We start from the raw sequence: 15,142 nt of genomic DNA, 5'->3' as shown, positions 1-15,142 counted from the left end.
TCGTCAGGCTCATAACCTGAAGGCCGCAGGTTCAAATCCTGCCCCCGCAACCAAATCCTTTCCCCAGAACACAATAAACCTGAGCCCTGTCGGCTCGCGGACTTATCCTGTAATAAGACAGCATGAGCACGTCTTTCCTGTTTTCCGGTCCCGACAACGCACCCGTGACGATCCTTCTCGCGCATGGCGCCGGCGGTGCCATGGATTCAGCCGGCATGGAGCGGTTTTCCGAGGCTCTGGCTGCGGCTGGAATGCGCGTGGTTCGGTTCGAGTTCGGCTATATGGCCGAGCGGCGGCTGTCCGATCGGCGTCCGCCGCCGCCCAAGGCGGAGACGTTGATCCCGGAATATCTGGCGGCGGTTCGTGACCTTGGCGCCGGCGGGCCGCTTGTCATCGGCGGCAAGTCGATGGGTGGGCGGATTGCCAGCATGGTCTGCGAGAGCACATCGAAACTCTTTCATTATGAATGAAGGGATGAGGGATGCGTGAGATATTAGCCAGACGGTCGGTGTTTCTGATGGCACGACAGAACGTCTTCTGAAGCGATGACCGAACCACCTTCGGATCGTCCGTGTGGTGCTGTGTGAACGCGATTCTTCCCGGGAAACGGCTGAAATCAGCGACCGTCACCGAGTTAGCTTGAGTGTCTACTGATGTGGCTGATGAGTTGGAACGTCCGTTCTGAGTGTCCATTCGCAAATACTGGGCGAACCGTTCGCTTTGCTCGGAATTGCTACCGCCTCGACCAATGCCGAACCTTTATCGAAGCCGAATACAAACGTCTTGACCTTGCTCAAAAATAATGGAATGAATATTTCATCGATGCAAGATTTCGGTCTATTTGTTTCATTAACGATGGCCGATCGATCGACTTCCTGGTGGGAGCCAGGAGTTCCGGCGTGAGGAGGGTGCAGCCGGACACCGTTTTATGGAGGAGAAAACATGAAAAAGCTTATCTTGGGCGCAACGATGATGCTCGCCTTGTCGACGGCCGCGCACGCCGAAACCGTCGGCGTATCAATCGCCAAGTTCGACGACAACTTTTTGACGGTTCTGCGCAACGGCATGAGCGACTATGCCAAAACGCTCAATGGCGTCACGCTGCAAGTTGAAGACGCGCAAAACGACGTTTCGAAGCAGCAGAGCCAGATCCAGAACTTCATCGCGTCGAAGGTTGATGCGATCGTCGTCAATCCCGTCGATACAGATGCGACGGCCGCCATGTCGAAGCTTGCCGCCGATGCAGGCATCCCGCTCGTCTACGTGAACCGCCAGCCAGTTAACGTCGACACGCTGCCGGACAAGCAGGCATTTGTCGCGTCGAACGAGCAGGAATCCGGCACGCTGCAGACCAAGGAAATCTGCCGCATTCTCGGTGGCAAAGGCAAGGCCGTGGTTATCATGGGCGAGCTCTCCAACCAGGCCGCTCGCATGCGTACTCAGGACATTCATGACGTCATCAAGACTGATGAGTGCAAGGGCATTGAAATCGTCGAAGAGCAGACCGCCAACTGGGATCGAACCCAGGGTTCCGACCTGATGACCAACTGGCTGTCGAGTGGTGTCGAATTCGATGCTGTCATCTCCAACAACGACGAAATGGCGATCGGCGCCATCCAGGCGCTGAAGGCAGCTGGCAAGGACATGAAGAAGGTTGTTGTCGGCGGCATCGACGCTACGCAGGACGCTCTGGCTTCCATGCAGGCGGGTGATCTCGACGTGACGGTATTCCAGGACGCTGCCGGTCAGGGCAAAGGCTCGATCGACGCGGCGCTGAAGCTTGCCAAGGGCGAAAAGGTCGACAAGAAGGTTTACATTCCCTTCCAGCTCGTCACGCCTGAAAACGTCAAGGACTTCGCTTCCAAGAACTGATGCTGTTGCCTGTGTGCGGGGCATTCCCCGCACACATCGACCGCAGTGGGATCAGGGAGGATTTGATATGGTGGTTAGTCCATCCACGATGGCGGCTGTGCGCGCCAGCGGAGCAGTACCGAACGCCGAATTTCTTTTGAGTGCCGAAGGTGTCCGCAAAGAATTTCCGGGCGTCGTGGCGCTCGATGACGTGCAGTTTCGCCTTCGGCGCGGCACGGTTCATGCCTTGATGGGCGAAAATGGCGCGGGCAAGTCGACCTTGATGAAGATCCTGGCCGGCATCTACACGCCGGATAAGGGCCAGGTATGTCTGAAGGGCGTTGAGATACAACTCGGCTCGCCGCTTGATGCTCTGGAGAACGGCATCGCCATGATCCATCAGGAACTCAACCTGATGCCATACATGACGGTGGCCGAAAACATCTGGATCCGCCGCGAACCAAAGAACCGCATCGGCTTTGTCGATCACGGCGCGATGCGCCAGATGACCGAAGAGCTGTTGAACCGACTGAATATAGCGATCGATCCCGAGATCCAGATCCGTGAGCTTTCAGTTGCCAGCCGCCAGATGGTCGAGATCGCCAAGGCCGTTTCCTACAAATCTGACGTGCTCATCATGGACGAGCCGACGTCGGCGCTTACCGAGCGGGAGGTCGCCCACCTGTTCCGCATCATCCGCGACCTGAAGGCGCAGGGGATCGGTATCGTCTACATTACCCATAAGATGAACGAGCTGTTCGAGATCGCCGACGAGTTCTCTGTGTTCCGAGATGGCAAGTACATTGGCACCCACGCGTCGACGGACGTAACACGCGACGACATCATCCGAATGATGGTCGGCCGCGAGATCACCCAGATGTTCCCCAAGGAAGAGGTTCCGATCGGCAACGTTGTCCTTTCCGTGAAGGATCTGAGCGATGGACGGTTCTTCCGCGACGTCTCCTTCGAAGTGCGCGCAGGTGAGATTCTGGGCGTGGCTGGCCTTGTCGGCTCCGGCCGATCCAATGTGGCAGAGACGATCTTCGGCGTGACACCGGCCAAGACCGGCACGATCGAGCTTTTCGGCGAAAGGGTGGACATCACCTCGCCAACGGTGGCGATCAAGCACCGCATGGCCTTTCTTACCGAGGACCGCAAGGATACGGGCTGTCTTCTGGTCCTCAACATTCTCGAGAACATGCAGATTGCCGTTCTTCAGGACAAGTTCGTCAAGGGCGGCTTCGTCCAGGAGAGCAAGATCGAGGAAGCCTGCGAGACGATGGCGCGTCAGCTGCGTGTCAAGACGCCCAACCTGTTCGAACGCATCGAGAACCTGTCTGGTGGCAACCAGCAGAAGGCACTCATCGGCCGCTGGATGCTCACCAACCCGAAAATCCTCATTCTTGATGAGCCGACCCGCGGCATCGACGTCGGCGCCAAGGCGGAAATCCACCGCCTGGTCACCGAGATGGCCCGCAACGGCGTGGCCGTGATCATGATCTCGTCGGAGATGCCCGAAGTGCTGGGCATGAGCGACCGCATCATGGTGATGCACGAGGGACGGGTGACCGGTTTTCTCAATCGAGACGAAGCAACGCAGATCAAGGTGATGGAGCTCGCCGCGCAATAGCCGCGCGCGAGGCCCAATTATCTAAGGGAGGATTCCATGACAAACAATACAGTAGAGGCCGCGGGCCCGCTTTTGAAGAGCCCCAGGCGCCGTCGCGTACCGCCGGAGCTCAGCATCTTCCTCGTCCTCATCGGCATCGCGCTCGTTTATGAGGTTCTGGGCTGGATCTTCGTTGGCCAGAGCTTTCTGTTCAATTCGCAGCGCCTGACGATCATGATCCTGCAGGTGTCCGTCATCGGCATCATAGCCGTCGGCGTCACGCAGGTCATCATTACTGGGGGCATCGACCTGTCCTCAGGCTCTGTCGTCGGCATGACGGCAATGATCGCCGCGAGTTTCGCGCAGGCCTCGACATGGTCGCGAGCTCTTTATCCAAGCCTAACTGACTTGCCCTTCTTCATTCCCATCGGCGTCGGCCTACTTATTGGTCTCGCCGCCGGCTATATCAACGGCCAGCTGATTGCCAAGACTAAGATCCCACCCTTCATCGCCACACTCGGCATGATGGTCTCGGCGCGCGGCATTTCCAAATGGTACACAAAGGGCCAGCCGGTTTCGGGCCTCACGGACCAGTTCAATTTCATTGGCACTGGGATATGGCCCGTCGTAGTCTTCCTCGTTGTTGCACTGATCTTTCACATTGCACTTCGCTATACCCGGTACGGCAAGTTCACCTACGCGATTGGTGCGAACGTTCAGGCCGCGCGAGTGTCGGGCATCAACATTGAAGCCCATCTGATCAAAGTCTATGCAATCGCTGGCTTGCTGGCGGGCCTTGCCGGCGTGGTCACTGCTGCTCGAGCCCAAACAGCGCAGGCAGGTATGGGCGTGATGTACGAACTCGACGCGATTGCGGCCACTGTTATTGGTGGCACCTCGCTGACCGGCGGTGTTGGCCGCATTACCGGCACTGTCATCGGCACCATCATCCTCGGCGTCATGACCTCTGGATTTACCTTCCTCAGGGTGGATGCCTACTACCAGGAAATCGTGAAGGGCCTCATCATCGTCGCTGCTGTTGTCATTGACGTCTATCGGCAGAAGAAGCGGGCGAAACATTGAGCGAGAAAGTGCTTGTGCGGACAAGCCATTGAATAACCGAGCGTAGCCCAAGGCGCTGGTCGTGCGGGGGCATTCCCCGCACGACGTAATTCAGGAAACCGTCATGAAACACCGTCTTCAAGCAAGCGAGCCAAAAGATCTCCAGGAACTTAAGAACATGATCGCCGCGCGGGCTTGCGAGTTTCCGGAACAATCGGAGCGCGTTGCGCGCTTCGCATTAGAAAAGCCTGCTCTCATTGCCTTCGGGACGGCTCAATCGATTTCTTCGGCATGTTCCGTGGCGCCCTCCACAGTGTTTCGAACGGCCAACGCCCTCGGTTTCACAAACTTCAGCGAGTTTCGGCGCTTCTTCAGGCAACATGTGTTGGCCAGTTCGGCGGCGCACGCAGTTTCTTCCTGAGGGATTTAGCCATATGCGGCGTCTCGCGCCGATCCATCGCATGAATGCGGACCGCCTTTCGGATTGCGATCCGATTACCAGAATTCTCAAACACAACACACGGAGCGCAAATGAAATCGTTGGGCGTCGGCTTGATCGGCACGGGCTATATGGGCAAGTGCCACGCGCTTGCATGGAATGCGGTCAAGACTGTCTTTGGCGATGTCGAGCGTCCCCGCCTCGTGCATCTGGCCGAGGCGAACAGGGACCTCGCCGATGCGCGCGCCTCGGAATTCGGCTTTGAAAAGGCGACCGCAGACTGGCGCCAGCTGATCGCCGACCCGGATGTGGATGTCGTCTCGGTCACCACGCCGAACCAGTTTCACCCTGAGATGGCGATTGCCGCCCTCGAAGCGGGCAAGCACGTCTGGTGCGAAAAGCCGATGGCACCGGCCTTTTCTGATGCCGAGCGCATGTTGGAGGCAGCCAGGCGCTCCGGCAAGGTGGCCGTGCTCGGCTACAACTATATCCAGAACCCGATCATTCGCCATATCAAGGCGCTGATCGGCGAAGGCGCCATCGGCGAGGTCAATCACATCCGCGTTGAGATGGACGAGGACTTCATGGCCGACCCGGACGCGCTCTTTTATTGGAAGAGTGAATTGTCGGCGGGCTACGGCGCGCTCGACGATTTTGCCGTGCACCCCCTGTCGTTGCTCTGGTGCCTCTTCGGCCATGTCGAGGCCGTGGTGACCGACATGGTCAAGCCCTACGCCGACCGTCCCGCAAAGGACGGTGGACGGCGTTCGGTCGAGAATCACGACGCGGCCAATGTGCTGATGCGTCTTGGCGGCGGCATTTCCGCCGTGCTGATGGCCAACCGTGCCGCCTGGGGTCGAAAGGGTCGCATAGCCCTGCAGATATTCGGCTCGAAAGGCGCGATCACCTTCGACCAGGAGCGCATGAACGAATTCGAACTCTATCAGGCCGATGGCCGCGGCAGCGAGCAGGGCTTCCGCAAGATTCTGGCCGCACCCGCCCACCATCCCTATGACCGGTTCATTCCCGCCCCCGGCCATGGCCTTGGCTTCAACGATCTGAAGATCATCGAATGCCGCGAACTCATTCGTGCGATTTCCGGTGAGCCGTCGGTGATCGTCACATTCGAAGACGGTCTTGGGATAGAAAAGTCTGTTCACGCCATGGCAGAGTCCTATCACCAGCGCCGCTGGATCGAGATCGCCTGAGTGAAGGCTCTGGGGTGATGGAGCCCCGAGCTAGATATTCTCAGGAATATGAATATCGAAGGGCAGAAAAACCTGGTCGGGAACGGCAGCGTCACGATCGCCGATCGCGGCGGTCATAAGACGCATGACCGCCGAGCACATCGCAGGAAGTGGAGTGCCAATCGCCATGGCGACCGTGCCATCGGCAAGCCCGGCCTTGCTGTCGGGCGTCAACTCATTGACGACGAGCACTAATTTTCCGCTGAAACCTTCTTCCCTCACTGCTTCAATAGCGCCCTCCATACCGCCGCCGCACGCGTAGAGGCCGACCAGATCGGGATGCCGATGCAATAGATCAACTGTTGCCTCATGAGTGATATCTGCTGCGTCGAGATTGACGAGCGTGTCGAGCACCTCGAACTCGGGCGCGTTTTCGCGCATATAGGAACGGAAGCCGACCTCGCGCAACTCATGTCCGTGAAAACGATGACTGCCGACGAACAGCGCAACCTTTCCCGCTTGCGCCGCCGTCTTTGCGACCGCCCAGGCTGCCGTCCGCCCGACTTTGCGGTTATCAACGCCGATGTAACCATCGCGCACGCCGGCAGCAAAATCGGACAAAAGGGCGAAGACCGGAATTCCCTTGTCTTTCAGTTCCTCGACAACCGTGGAAACAGCCGGATAGTCGGGGCCAACGACCGCGACTGCTTGGTTTCGAGCCGCCAGCGCTTTCAACTTCTCGGTAATGGCCGCAGGAGTGCTGGCTTGAACGAAGTCCACTTCGGCTTGAATGCGTGCAGTCGTCACTGAGCGCGCGGCAACTTCGACCTCCTTCGCGAAGCTCTGATAAAAGGGTTGCATTGGCTTTTGCAAAAGGAAGCCCAGCCGGTGCCGGGGCAGATCTTCGAAGACTCTTTTCCGGATCAATCCTACGGCATGATACCCGATTTCCTGGGCGGCATCATAAACCCGTCTTGCGGTCTCCTCGCGGACAGCGTGTCGACCGTTCAATACGCGGTCGACCGTTGCGACACTGACGCCGGAAACCCGGGCTAGATCTGCGATTGTTGGGCGGCCCATCGCTTGCTCCTGAGGTAATTTGTCATTCCTTCGCCCAGCTTTATGATATGTTTTGATAGATAATAGCAAGGCTGCATTGAGCGGTTGGATAAGTCAATCTATCTTAAGCTTCACCGGCGGTTGGAGGCCGGCTTGGGAGGCGGAAATGACGACGAACGTGCCAAAGCGCGATTACAGCCTGCTTGGGCAAAGTGCCCGTACGGCAGTTGAAACCGGACTCGCTGCCGCGCAGTGGTATCACACTGATGTGCCGCGCAAGGATATGAAGGCGCTAATGCAGCGTTCCGACATGCCGGCAATTCGCGACACGGTCATCTGGCTAGGCAGCATGGTCATTCTTGGCGGGCTCGGGGCTTACTTCTGGGGATCCTGGCTCGCAGTACCGTTCTTCCTCGCCTACGGCGTACTCTACGGCTCGGCATCCGACAGCCGCTGGCACGAATGCGGCCATGGTACCGCCTTCAAAACGCGCTGGATGAACGACGTGGTCTACGAGATCGCCTGCTTCATGATCATGCGTAACCCGGTAACATGGCGCTGGAGCCATACTCGCCATCACACCGATACGGTTATCGTCGGTCGCGATCCCGAGATTGCCGTCATGAGGCCACCGGACCTTTTTCGGCTCGTTCTCAATGCCTTCGGCCTGCTCGATGCCTATCACGCGATGATCGACATGCTGCGCAACGCAGCCGGCATCATCAGTGCCGAGGAAAAGACCTTCGTACCTGAATCCGAGCAACCCCGCGCAATCCGCATCGCCCGCATCTGGCTCGTCATTTACCTTGCGACGATCGCGACCGCGCTGATCATGGGCTCCTGGTTGCCGCTGGTTCTGATCGGCCTTCCGAGGCTCTATGGCGCCTGGCACCACGTCATGACAGGGCTCCTGCAGCATGGCGGTCTAGCCGACAATGTCATCGACCACCGGCTGAACAGTCGTTCGGTTTACATGAACCCGATCAGCCGTTTCATTTACTGGAATATGAACTACCACGTCGAGCACCACATGTTCCCGATGGTGCCCTATCACGCGCTTCCCCGCCTCCACGCAATGATCAAGCATGATCTGCCGGCGCCAAACCCGTCCATGTGGTCTGGCTATCGCGAAATGATCCCGGCGTTCCTGCGTCAGTTGCGCAACGAGGATTATTTCCTGAAGCGCGAGCTGCCGGCCAGCGCGCGGCCCTATCGCGAGGAGTTTCATGCCGAGCTTGCCCCGGCCGCACAGTAATCAGTCTATATGGGAGGAAAAATCATGAGTGAGACCTGGATCGAAGTTTGCGCCAAAGACGATATCGACGAGGAGGACGTGCTTCGCTTCGACCACGCCGGCAGAACCTTTGCGGTGTATCGGAGTCCCGACGACGAGTTCTTTGCAACCGACGGCCTGTGTACCCATGAAAAGATTCATCTCGCCGACGGTCTCGTGATGGACGAGATTATCGAATGTCCGAAACATAACGGCCGCTTCAACTACAAGACCGGCGAAGCGAAGGGTGCGCCCGTCTGCGTCAATCTGAAGACCTATCCGGTCAAGGTCGAAGGCGATTCCGTCTTCATTTCGATTTGAGGGGCGGTCATGTCCCATTTCGTGATTGTTGGCGCCGGCGAATGCGGCGCTCGAGCAGCATGGACGCTGCGGGAAAAGGGCTTTGACGGCGACATCACGCTGATCGGCAACGAGCCGCACGCTCCTTACGAGCGCCCGCCACTGTCCAAAGCAGCACTCGGGGATGGCCAGCATCCAAAGTATGTCGCCGACGAGCAGCGCTACGCCGAAGAGCGCATTGCATTGCTTATCGGCGTCGCGGTCGAAGGGCTTGATGTCGGGGCGAGGCAGCTGACATTGTCCGATGGGCGAGTGCTTCGCTACGACAAGCTGCTTATTGCAACTGGTGCCCGGCCGAGGCTCTTTCCGGGGGCGCCTGTGACGAGCCAGCATATCCGTTTGCTCCGGACCCATGGTGATGCAGTCGCACTGCGCGCGGCCATGCAGCCGGGCAGGCACATTGCCATTATCGGTGGTGGCTTCATCGGGCTCGAGCTGGCCGCGACAGCCCGCAAGCTCGGAGCGACGGTCACCGTGATCGAAGGGCTTGAACGCGTGTTGAAGCGCGGCGTGCCCGAAGATATCGCCGCGACCGTGACGGCACGCCACAGTGCCGAAGGCGTGGACGTGCGTTGCGGTGTCGCGATCGAGGCGCTCACCGAAGATGCGGGCAAGGCGCTTGTCCGTCTTAACGGTGGCGACGTCATTCAGGCGGACCTCGTCCTGGTCGGGATCGGTGCGGTACCTAACACAGCGCTGGCGGAGCAGGCTGGACTCGCGATCGACAACGGGATTGCTGTCGATGAAGAACTGCGGACGTCCGCGCCCGATGTGTATGCTGCCGGAGATTGCTGCTCGTTCCCGCTCGATCTTTATGGGGGTAAGCGAGTGCGTCTCGAATCCTGGCGCAATGCGCAGGAGCAGGGCGTGATGGCGGCGGTCAACATGATGGGAGGCGGCGAGACAATCTCCGCCGTGCCCTGGTTCTGGTCGGACCAGTACGACATGACGCTTCAGATCGCCGGCCTTGCTGAAGGCGCTGTCCAGCACCTGCGCCGGGACATTGGGGACGGGGCCTTCATTCTCTTTCACCTCGATCAGGCCGGAAGGCTGATCGCCGCAAGCGGAATCGGCCCAGGAAACGCGGTGGCGCGTGACATCCGCCTTGCAGAGATGTTGATCGCTGCCCGCTCGCATCCCGATCCGCAAGCGCTCGTCAGCGCCGGCGTCAAACTCAAATCCCTGCTGGCCGCGTGAGCGGCAATCGATTCTGGAAAAGGACAATTCGATGAAGAAACACGGCCGGCCGACCGTAGCCGATCTCCTGTCGCTAAAGGGCAAACGTCAGCTCACCATGCTGCGCGTCACGACGCTAGATGAAGCTGAGGCCGCCCAGCAGGCCTCTGTGGATATCGTCTCTGTACCACCAGCTCTTCTTGGTCCGGCATTTCGCGAGGCCGCACCTTCGCCTTTTGCGATGCCGGGTCTCGAGTACGGCGACTACGTGTCGGCCGAGGAGTATATGCGTGAGGCATTCATCGCACTGAAGGCAGGCGGCGATGCGGTCTACTGTGCCGCTAGCCCGCGGATCATCCGCCGCATGCGCGAGGAAGGCATTCCTGTCTGCGGTCACGTTGGGCTCATCCCGTCGAAAGCGACGTGGACCGGCGGGTTCCGGGCAGTGGGAAAAACCGCGCTGAGCGCGATCGAAATTTGGCGGCAGACGAAAGCGCTTGAAGAGGCCGGTGCCTTCGCTGTCGAAATTGAGGTCGTTCCGGGTGATGTTGCCGCCGCCATCAGTAACAACACATCGATGCTGATGATATCGATGGGAGCGGGCAGCGGCTGCGATGCGCAGTATCTATTCGCTGATGACGTGCTCGGTGCCAACCGCGATCACTATCCCCGCCATGCCAAGGTCTACCGCGACTTCGCGTCCGAGTATGATCGGCTGCAGCGCGAGCGGGTCGCCGCCTTCAGCGAGTTCGTGGCTGACGTTCAGTCCAGCGCATACCCGGACAAACGTCACCTCGTGTCGATCGACACGGACGAGCTGAAAGCCTTTCTCGCCCATGTTGACAAGGATCTGGCCAAGACGGAAGGCTGAGCGCCCCCAAATCGCGCTCTATTACAGTTCAGAGACATGGGAATAAAAATGACGACTTACGTATTGACGGTAGCCTGCAAATCGACACGCGGCATCGTGGCGGCGATTTCGACCTATCTGGCCGATAAGGGCTGCAACATCATCGACAGCTCGCAGTTCGATGACCTGTCGACAGGCATGTTCTTCACCCGCGTCAGCTTCATCTCCGAAGAAGGTGCGACGCTTTCCGCGATCCGCGAAGGCTTCCAGCCGATCGCCGAGAAGTTCGAGATGACCGCAGAAATCCACGACGGCGACCAGCGCATGAAGGTGCTCTTGATGGTCTCGCGCTTCGGCCATTGCCTGAACGACCTGCTCTACCGCTGGAAGATCGGCGCGCTGCCGATCGATATCGTCGGCGTTGTCTCCAACCACTTCGATTATCAGAAGGTGGTGGTCAATCACGACATTCCCTTCCACCACATCAAGGTCACGAAGGAAAACAAGCCGCAGGCCGAAGCGCAGATTATGCAGATCGTCGAATCGACCGGTACGGAGCTGATCGTGCTCGCCCGCTACATGCAGGTGCTCTCGGACGCGATGTGCAAGAAGATGTCCGGTCGCATCATCAATATCCACCACTCCTTCCTGCCGTCTTTCAAGGGCGCAAACCCCTATAAGCAAGCCTATGAGCGTGGCGTGAAGCTGATCGGCGCCACCGCGCACTCCGCCGACCTCGACGAAGGCCCGATCATCGAGCAGGACACCGCTCGCATCACCCATGCGCAGTCGGCCGACGATTACGTCTCGATCGGCCGCGACGTCGAGAGCCAGGTTCTCGCCCGCGCCATCCACGCCCACATCCACCATCGCGTGTTCCTGAACGGCAACCGCACCGTGGTCTTCCCGGCAAGCCCGGGCAGCTATGCCTCCGAGCGCATGGGCTGAACGATGGCGACAGTAATCGACGGGAAACAGGTTGCAGCTTCGGTCATCGACACGGTGAAGGCGGCGACCTCGGCATTGGACAAGCAGAGCGGCGTTCAGGCCGGTCTCGCGGTCATCATCGTCGGCGACGATCCGGCAAGCCACGCTTACGTAGGCTCCAAGAGCAAGATGGCCAAGGAATGCGGCTTCAAGTCCGTGCAGCACACGCTCCCCGTCGAGACGACGCAGGAAGAACTGGCCGCGCTGGTAGCCTCGCTGAACGCCGATGACACGATCCACGGCATCCTCGTGCAGCTGCCGCTGCCAAAGCACCTGAATTCCGATCCGATCATCCAGTCGATCCTGCCTGAAAAGGACGTCGATGGCCTTCACGTCGTCAACGCCGGCAAGCTGGCGGTCGGCGATCTCGAAACCGGCCTTGTCTCCTGCACGCCCGCCGGCGCCATGGTCTTCGTGCGCCGCACCCATGGTGAGGATCTCTCCGGCCTCAACGCCGTCGTGGTCGGCCGTTCCAATCTGTTCGGCAAGCCCATGGCGCAGTTGCTGCTCAACGCCAACGCCACGGTGACAATCGCGCATTCGAGAACCAAGGATCTCCCGTCCGTTTGCCGCAACGCCGATATCCTGGTTGCCGCTGTCGGTCGTCCGGAGATGGTCAAGGCCGATTGGATCAAGCGCGGCGCCACCGTCATCGATGTCGGCATCAACCGCATCGCAGCGCCCGAAAAGGGTGAGGGCAAGACGCGCCTCGTCGGCGATGTCGCATTCACCGAGGCCGCCGAAGTCGCGGATGTCATCACCCCGGTCCCCGGTGGCGTCGGCCCGATGACCATCGCCATGCTGATGGCCAACACCGTGATTGCCGCGCACCGCGCCGCCGGCCAGGTAGTACCCCGATTCCGCTAGTCTGGTTTGCGGGAGCGTTGTCGAGGTCAATCTCCTTCCGTGATGATCAGGCGCTCGTCGGGAGCGCAGGGCAAAGTCATCTGGCGTTGAGCGCGGCCGACGTGAATTGCCCATCTCCTCATCGCGCCCGCTCCACAACGCTGTCTGACTGTTCGCGCTCATTCTCGCGAGGCCTGAAGTCGCGCCTGTTTGCGGAAACTGAGTTGACGTAATCGCCTCAAGACCTCAAAAACGAGTTTCCGCGTTGACGAGTTGAACATCATGAGGCGAGTGAGAATTGAAGATATCGCTGAAGAGGCTGGGCTCAGCAAGGCGACCGTTGACCGTGTCGTGCACAAGCGTGGTCATGTCCGCGCCGAGACCGCCAGCAAAGTTGCCGAGGCAGCACATAGGCTGGGTTACTACGGCGCCAATCTCATTGATCAGCAGCTGGCGATCAAGCTCACCCGTGTGAGACTGGGGTTTGTCCTGATCAAGGAGAAGCAGGAGTTCTACCAGAATTTCAAAAACGAACTCGAAGCGGCTGCGATGGCACGGGAGGATGTGCGAGCGACGCCGCTCGTCCGTTTCGTATCATCGCAGTCGCCCTCCGACATGGCGGAAGCAATGCTCGCGATCGGAGAGCACACCGACGCGATAGCCTGTACCGCCGTCAATCATCACGCGGTCACGGCAGCCACCGAGACCTTGCGGCAAAAGGGCAAGCCTGTTTTCGCACTGCTCAACGACTTCGCCCCGGGCGCACGGGAACACTACATCGGACTGGACAACCTCAAAGCTGGGAAGATTGCCGGATGGATGATTTCGACGGCGGCCAAGGGCCCGGGGAAGGTAGCCTTGTTCATGGGCAGCAACCGTTGGGTCGGTCACGAGTTGCGGGAGACAGGATTTCGATCCCAGTTTAGACAGTCCGGTACCGACTTGGCTCTGCTCGATTCCGTCATCAACCTCGAAACGCGCCAGCTAACCTACGAGACGACACTTGCCCTTCTTGAACGCTACCCCGACCTGGCGGGCATCTGCGTTGCTGGAGGCGGCATGGAGGGTGCGATCGCGGCACTGCGCGAAATGCGTGAGCCCGGTGAGGTCGCGCTGGTTGTAAACGAAATCACGACGGTGAGCCGTGCAGCGCTGTCGGACGGCTACGCCACAATGGTCATCAGTACCCCATTGGCCGCTTTGTGCCGCGAGACAATTGAACTGATGGTTCGATCTGTCATGAACGGCCAGACACAACAGCTCGGTCAACGCTTCCTGGAGCCCCAAATTTATCTTCCGCCTTCAGTGTAGTTTGTGAGGTGAAAACCTCACGGCCTCCTAACCTCCACCTCAGAGAAGACGTATTCCCGCGAGCAGCCATTGTTCTGGCATAGTGAATTTGTCATTGGACAGTCTATAGCCAGTTGGGAGGGCGGTTCGGTTGCGCCCGTGTGGATGGGAGAGGAGACTATCTATGGAATGGGCGTTGAACCAAATGACGACACCTAATCTCAGTTACCGCGATTTCCTGGCGCTGGCTCGATCGCTGAATTGCGTCGGTGTCGAAGTCCGCAACGATTTGAAGCGGCCGCTTTTTGATGGGCTAGCGCCGGCCGAGGCAGGGCGGATCGCCCAAAACGAGGGACTGCGTCTTGTCGGTCTTTCCCAAGTCTATCCGTTCAACATCTGGTCGCCGGCGATCAAGCGTGAAGTGCAGGAACTTATCGCTGTCGCCAAGGCGGCGGGCGCCGAAACCATCAGCCTCATACCCCGCAACGAGGGCCTGGATACCAACGAATTGGAACGCAAGGACCACCTTGCTGAAGCGCTGCGCGAGATTTTGCCGCTCTTGGAGGACGCTGACATGACGGCGTTGGTGGAGCCGTTGGGCTTCCGTCGCTCGTCGCTGCGAAGCAAATCCGAGCTTGTGTCGGAGATCAACGCACTTGGCGCCAGCCACAGATACAAGCTCGTGCACGACACTTTTCATCACGTGCTCGCCGACGGTGGAGCTCTCTTCCCTGAGAACACCGGGATCGTCCATATCTCCGCCGTCACTGATCCATCGCTGCGCGTGGACCAGATGGAAGACGAGCACAGAGTGCTCGTGGGCGCCGACGACAGACTGGACAATGTTGGCCAAATCGCCGCACTCCTCGCCGCCGGCTACAAGGGTCCGATCTCTTACGAGTGCTTTTCGCCGTTGGTTCATGAAGTGAAAGATTCCTACCAGGACATCAAGGCGTCGATGGCGTTCATTGAGGCCGGAGTTGCCGCCAACGCGGCCGCATAAATCCAATGGGAGCCGGATCGGTCTGCGAGAGCTCGAACCGACTTCGGCGATCCATTCGTTCCGACCGCGTGCGGTTATTTCCTAGGGAGGTTTTCATGACAGTCAGATTTGGTCTTCTCGGCGCCGGTCGTATCGGCAAGGTTCACGCCA

General features: G+C 59.1%; 14 protein-coding genes and 1 pseudogene. 14 read left to right on the top strand and 1 reads right to left on the bottom strand.

Annotated elements, in window-relative coordinates; all coding sequences use genetic code 11:
- Positions 1 to 122: 122 nt before the first annotated feature.
- From ACODTZ_RS35565 to ACODTZ_RS35540, 6 genes and pseudogenes are all read left to right on the top strand, one after another.
- Positions 123 to 440: pseudogene (locus ACODTZ_RS35565) on the top strand (alpha/beta family hydrolase); the annotation flags it as partial.
- Positions 441 to 942: 502 nt separating this feature from the next.
- Positions 943 to 1,872, top strand: a complete 930-nt coding sequence (locus tag ACODTZ_RS35560; protein ID WP_018897610.1) for a sugar ABC transporter substrate-binding protein — start codon at positions 943 to 945, stop codon at positions 1,870 to 1,872.
- Between the two features lie 67 nt (positions 1,873 to 1,939).
- Positions 1,940 to 3,481 (top strand): sugar ABC transporter ATP-binding protein, encoded by a 1,542-nt coding sequence (locus ACODTZ_RS35555; RefSeq protein ID WP_489031953.1) that lies wholly within the window; start codon positions 1,940 to 1,942, stop codon positions 3,479 to 3,481.
- A 36-nt stretch (positions 3,482 to 3,517) separates the two neighbouring features.
- Positions 3,518 to 4,543, top strand: coding sequence for an ABC transporter permease (locus ACODTZ_RS35550; RefSeq protein WP_489031951.1), 1,026 nt, complete (start codon positions 3,518 to 3,520; stop codon positions 4,541 to 4,543).
- 103 nt (positions 4,544 to 4,646) lie between these two features.
- Entirely contained in the window at positions 4,647 to 4,943 is a 297-nt protein-coding gene (locus tag ACODTZ_RS35545; protein ID WP_489031949.1) for a MurR/RpiR family transcriptional regulator, read from the top strand.
- A 110-nt stretch (positions 4,944 to 5,053) separates the two neighbouring features.
- The gene (locus ACODTZ_RS35540) at positions 5,054 to 6,169 is read left to right on the top strand and encodes a Gfo/Idh/MocA family protein (protein WP_489031947.1); all 1,116 of its coding nucleotides are present in this window, start codon (positions 5,054 to 5,056) and stop codon (positions 6,167 to 6,169) included.
- Positions 6,170 to 6,199: 30 nt separating this feature from the next.
- On the opposite strand, the gene ACODTZ_RS35535 is transcribed toward ACODTZ_RS35540, so the two are convergent.
- Positions 6,200 to 7,228, bottom strand: a complete 1,029-nt coding sequence (locus ACODTZ_RS35535; protein ID WP_489031945.1) for a LacI family DNA-binding transcriptional regulator — start codon at positions 7,226 to 7,228, stop codon at positions 6,200 to 6,202.
- A gap of 145 nt (positions 7,229 to 7,373) precedes the next feature.
- Between ACODTZ_RS35535 and ACODTZ_RS35530 the strand changes: the two genes are divergently transcribed.
- The 8 genes from ACODTZ_RS35530 (at position 7,374) to ACODTZ_RS35495 (ending at position 14,992) form a co-directional block, all read left to right on the top strand.
- Entirely contained in the window at positions 7,374 to 8,462 is a 1,089-nt protein-coding gene (locus ACODTZ_RS35530) for a fatty acid desaturase family protein (RefSeq protein ID WP_489031943.1), read from the top strand.
- Positions 8,463 to 8,486: 24 nt separating this feature from the next.
- The gene (locus tag ACODTZ_RS35525; RefSeq protein ID WP_018897618.1) at positions 8,487 to 8,801 is read left to right on the top strand and encodes a MocE family 2Fe-2S type ferredoxin; all 315 of its coding nucleotides are present in this window, start codon (positions 8,487 to 8,489) and stop codon (positions 8,799 to 8,801) included.
- A gap of 9 nt (positions 8,802 to 8,810) precedes the next feature.
- Positions 8,811 to 10,037, top strand: a complete 1,227-nt coding sequence (locus ACODTZ_RS35520; RefSeq protein ID WP_489031940.1) for an NAD(P)/FAD-dependent oxidoreductase — start codon at positions 8,811 to 8,813, stop codon at positions 10,035 to 10,037.
- Between the two features lie 31 nt (positions 10,038 to 10,068).
- A complete protein-coding gene (locus ACODTZ_RS35515) occupies positions 10,069 to 10,887 on the top strand; it encodes a 3-methyl-2-oxobutanoate hydroxymethyltransferase (protein WP_489031938.1) in 819 nt (272 codons plus the stop codon).
- A 48-nt stretch (positions 10,888 to 10,935) separates the two neighbouring features.
- Entirely contained in the window at positions 10,936 to 11,814 is an 879-nt protein-coding gene (gene purU, locus ACODTZ_RS35510) for a formyltetrahydrofolate deformylase (protein ID WP_489031936.1), read from the top strand.
- A gap of 3 nt (positions 11,815 to 11,817) precedes the next feature.
- Complete coding sequence (gene folD, locus ACODTZ_RS35505; protein WP_489031934.1) at positions 11,818 to 12,720, top strand: bifunctional methylenetetrahydrofolate dehydrogenase/methenyltetrahydrofolate cyclohydrolase FolD; 903 nt, start codon at positions 11,818 to 11,820, stop codon at positions 12,718 to 12,720.
- 261 nt (positions 12,721 to 12,981) lie between these two features.
- Complete coding sequence (locus ACODTZ_RS35500; RefSeq protein WP_489031932.1) at positions 12,982 to 14,010, top strand: LacI family DNA-binding transcriptional regulator; 1,029 nt, start codon at positions 12,982 to 12,984, stop codon at positions 14,008 to 14,010.
- 184 nt (positions 14,011 to 14,194) lie between these two features.
- Positions 14,195 to 14,992 carry a TIM barrel protein gene (locus ACODTZ_RS35495; protein ID WP_489031930.1) on the top strand — a complete coding sequence of 266 codons (798 nt, stop codon included), beginning with the start codon at positions 14,195 to 14,197 and terminating at the stop codon, positions 14,990 to 14,992.
- The last annotated feature ends 150 nt before the right edge of the window (positions 14,993 to 15,142 follow it).

The organism is Rhizobium sp. FG113, assembly GCF_057809895.1.
The sequence above is the reverse complement of the archived record's forward strand: the minus strand, read 5'-3'. Positions and strand labels throughout refer to the sequence as shown.

Excerpts from the sequence above, each read along its gene's own strand:
- ACODTZ_RS35525 (WP_018897618.1), top strand. The coding sequence starts at position 8,487 with ATGAGTGAGACCTGGATCGAAGTTTGCGCCAAAGACGATATCGACGAG.
- ACODTZ_RS35555 (WP_489031953.1), top strand. The coding sequence starts at position 1,940 with ATGGTGGTTAGTCCATCCACGATGGCGGCTGTGCGCGCCAGCGGAGCA.
- ACODTZ_RS35530 (WP_489031943.1), top strand. The coding sequence starts at position 7,374 with ATGACGACGAACGTGCCAAAGCGCGATTACAGCCTGCTTGGGCAAAGT.
- ACODTZ_RS35545 (WP_489031949.1), top strand. The coding sequence starts at position 4,647 with ATGAAACACCGTCTTCAAGCAAGCGAGCCAAAAGATCTCCAGGAACTT.
- ACODTZ_RS35560 (WP_018897610.1), top strand. The coding sequence starts at position 943 with ATGAAAAAGCTTATCTTGGGCGCAACGATGATGCTCGCCTTGTCGACG.
- ACODTZ_RS35520 (WP_489031940.1), top strand. The coding sequence starts at position 8,811 with ATGTCCCATTTCGTGATTGTTGGCGCCGGCGAATGCGGCGCTCGAGCA.
- folD (WP_489031934.1), top strand. The coding sequence starts at position 11,818 with ATGGCGACAGTAATCGACGGGAAACAGGTTGCAGCTTCGGTCATCGAC.
- ACODTZ_RS35495 (WP_489031930.1), top strand. The coding sequence starts at position 14,195 with ATGACGACACCTAATCTCAGTTACCGCGATTTCCTGGCGCTGGCTCGA.
- ACODTZ_RS35515 (WP_489031938.1), top strand. The coding sequence starts at position 10,069 with ATGAAGAAACACGGCCGGCCGACCGTAGCCGATCTCCTGTCGCTAAAG.
- ACODTZ_RS35535 (WP_489031945.1), bottom strand. The coding sequence starts at position 7,228 with ATGGGCCGCCCAACAATCGCAGATCTAGCCCGGGTTTCCGGCGTCAGT.
- ACODTZ_RS35550 (WP_489031951.1), top strand. The coding sequence starts at position 3,518 with ATGACAAACAATACAGTAGAGGCCGCGGGCCCGCTTTTGAAGAGCCCC.
- purU (WP_489031936.1), top strand. The coding sequence starts at position 10,936 with ATGACGACTTACGTATTGACGGTAGCCTGCAAATCGACACGCGGCATC.
- ACODTZ_RS35540 (WP_489031947.1), top strand. The coding sequence starts at position 5,054 with ATGAAATCGTTGGGCGTCGGCTTGATCGGCACGGGCTATATGGGCAAG.
- ACODTZ_RS35500 (WP_489031932.1), top strand. The coding sequence starts at position 12,982 with ATGAGGCGAGTGAGAATTGAAGATATCGCTGAAGAGGCTGGGCTCAGC.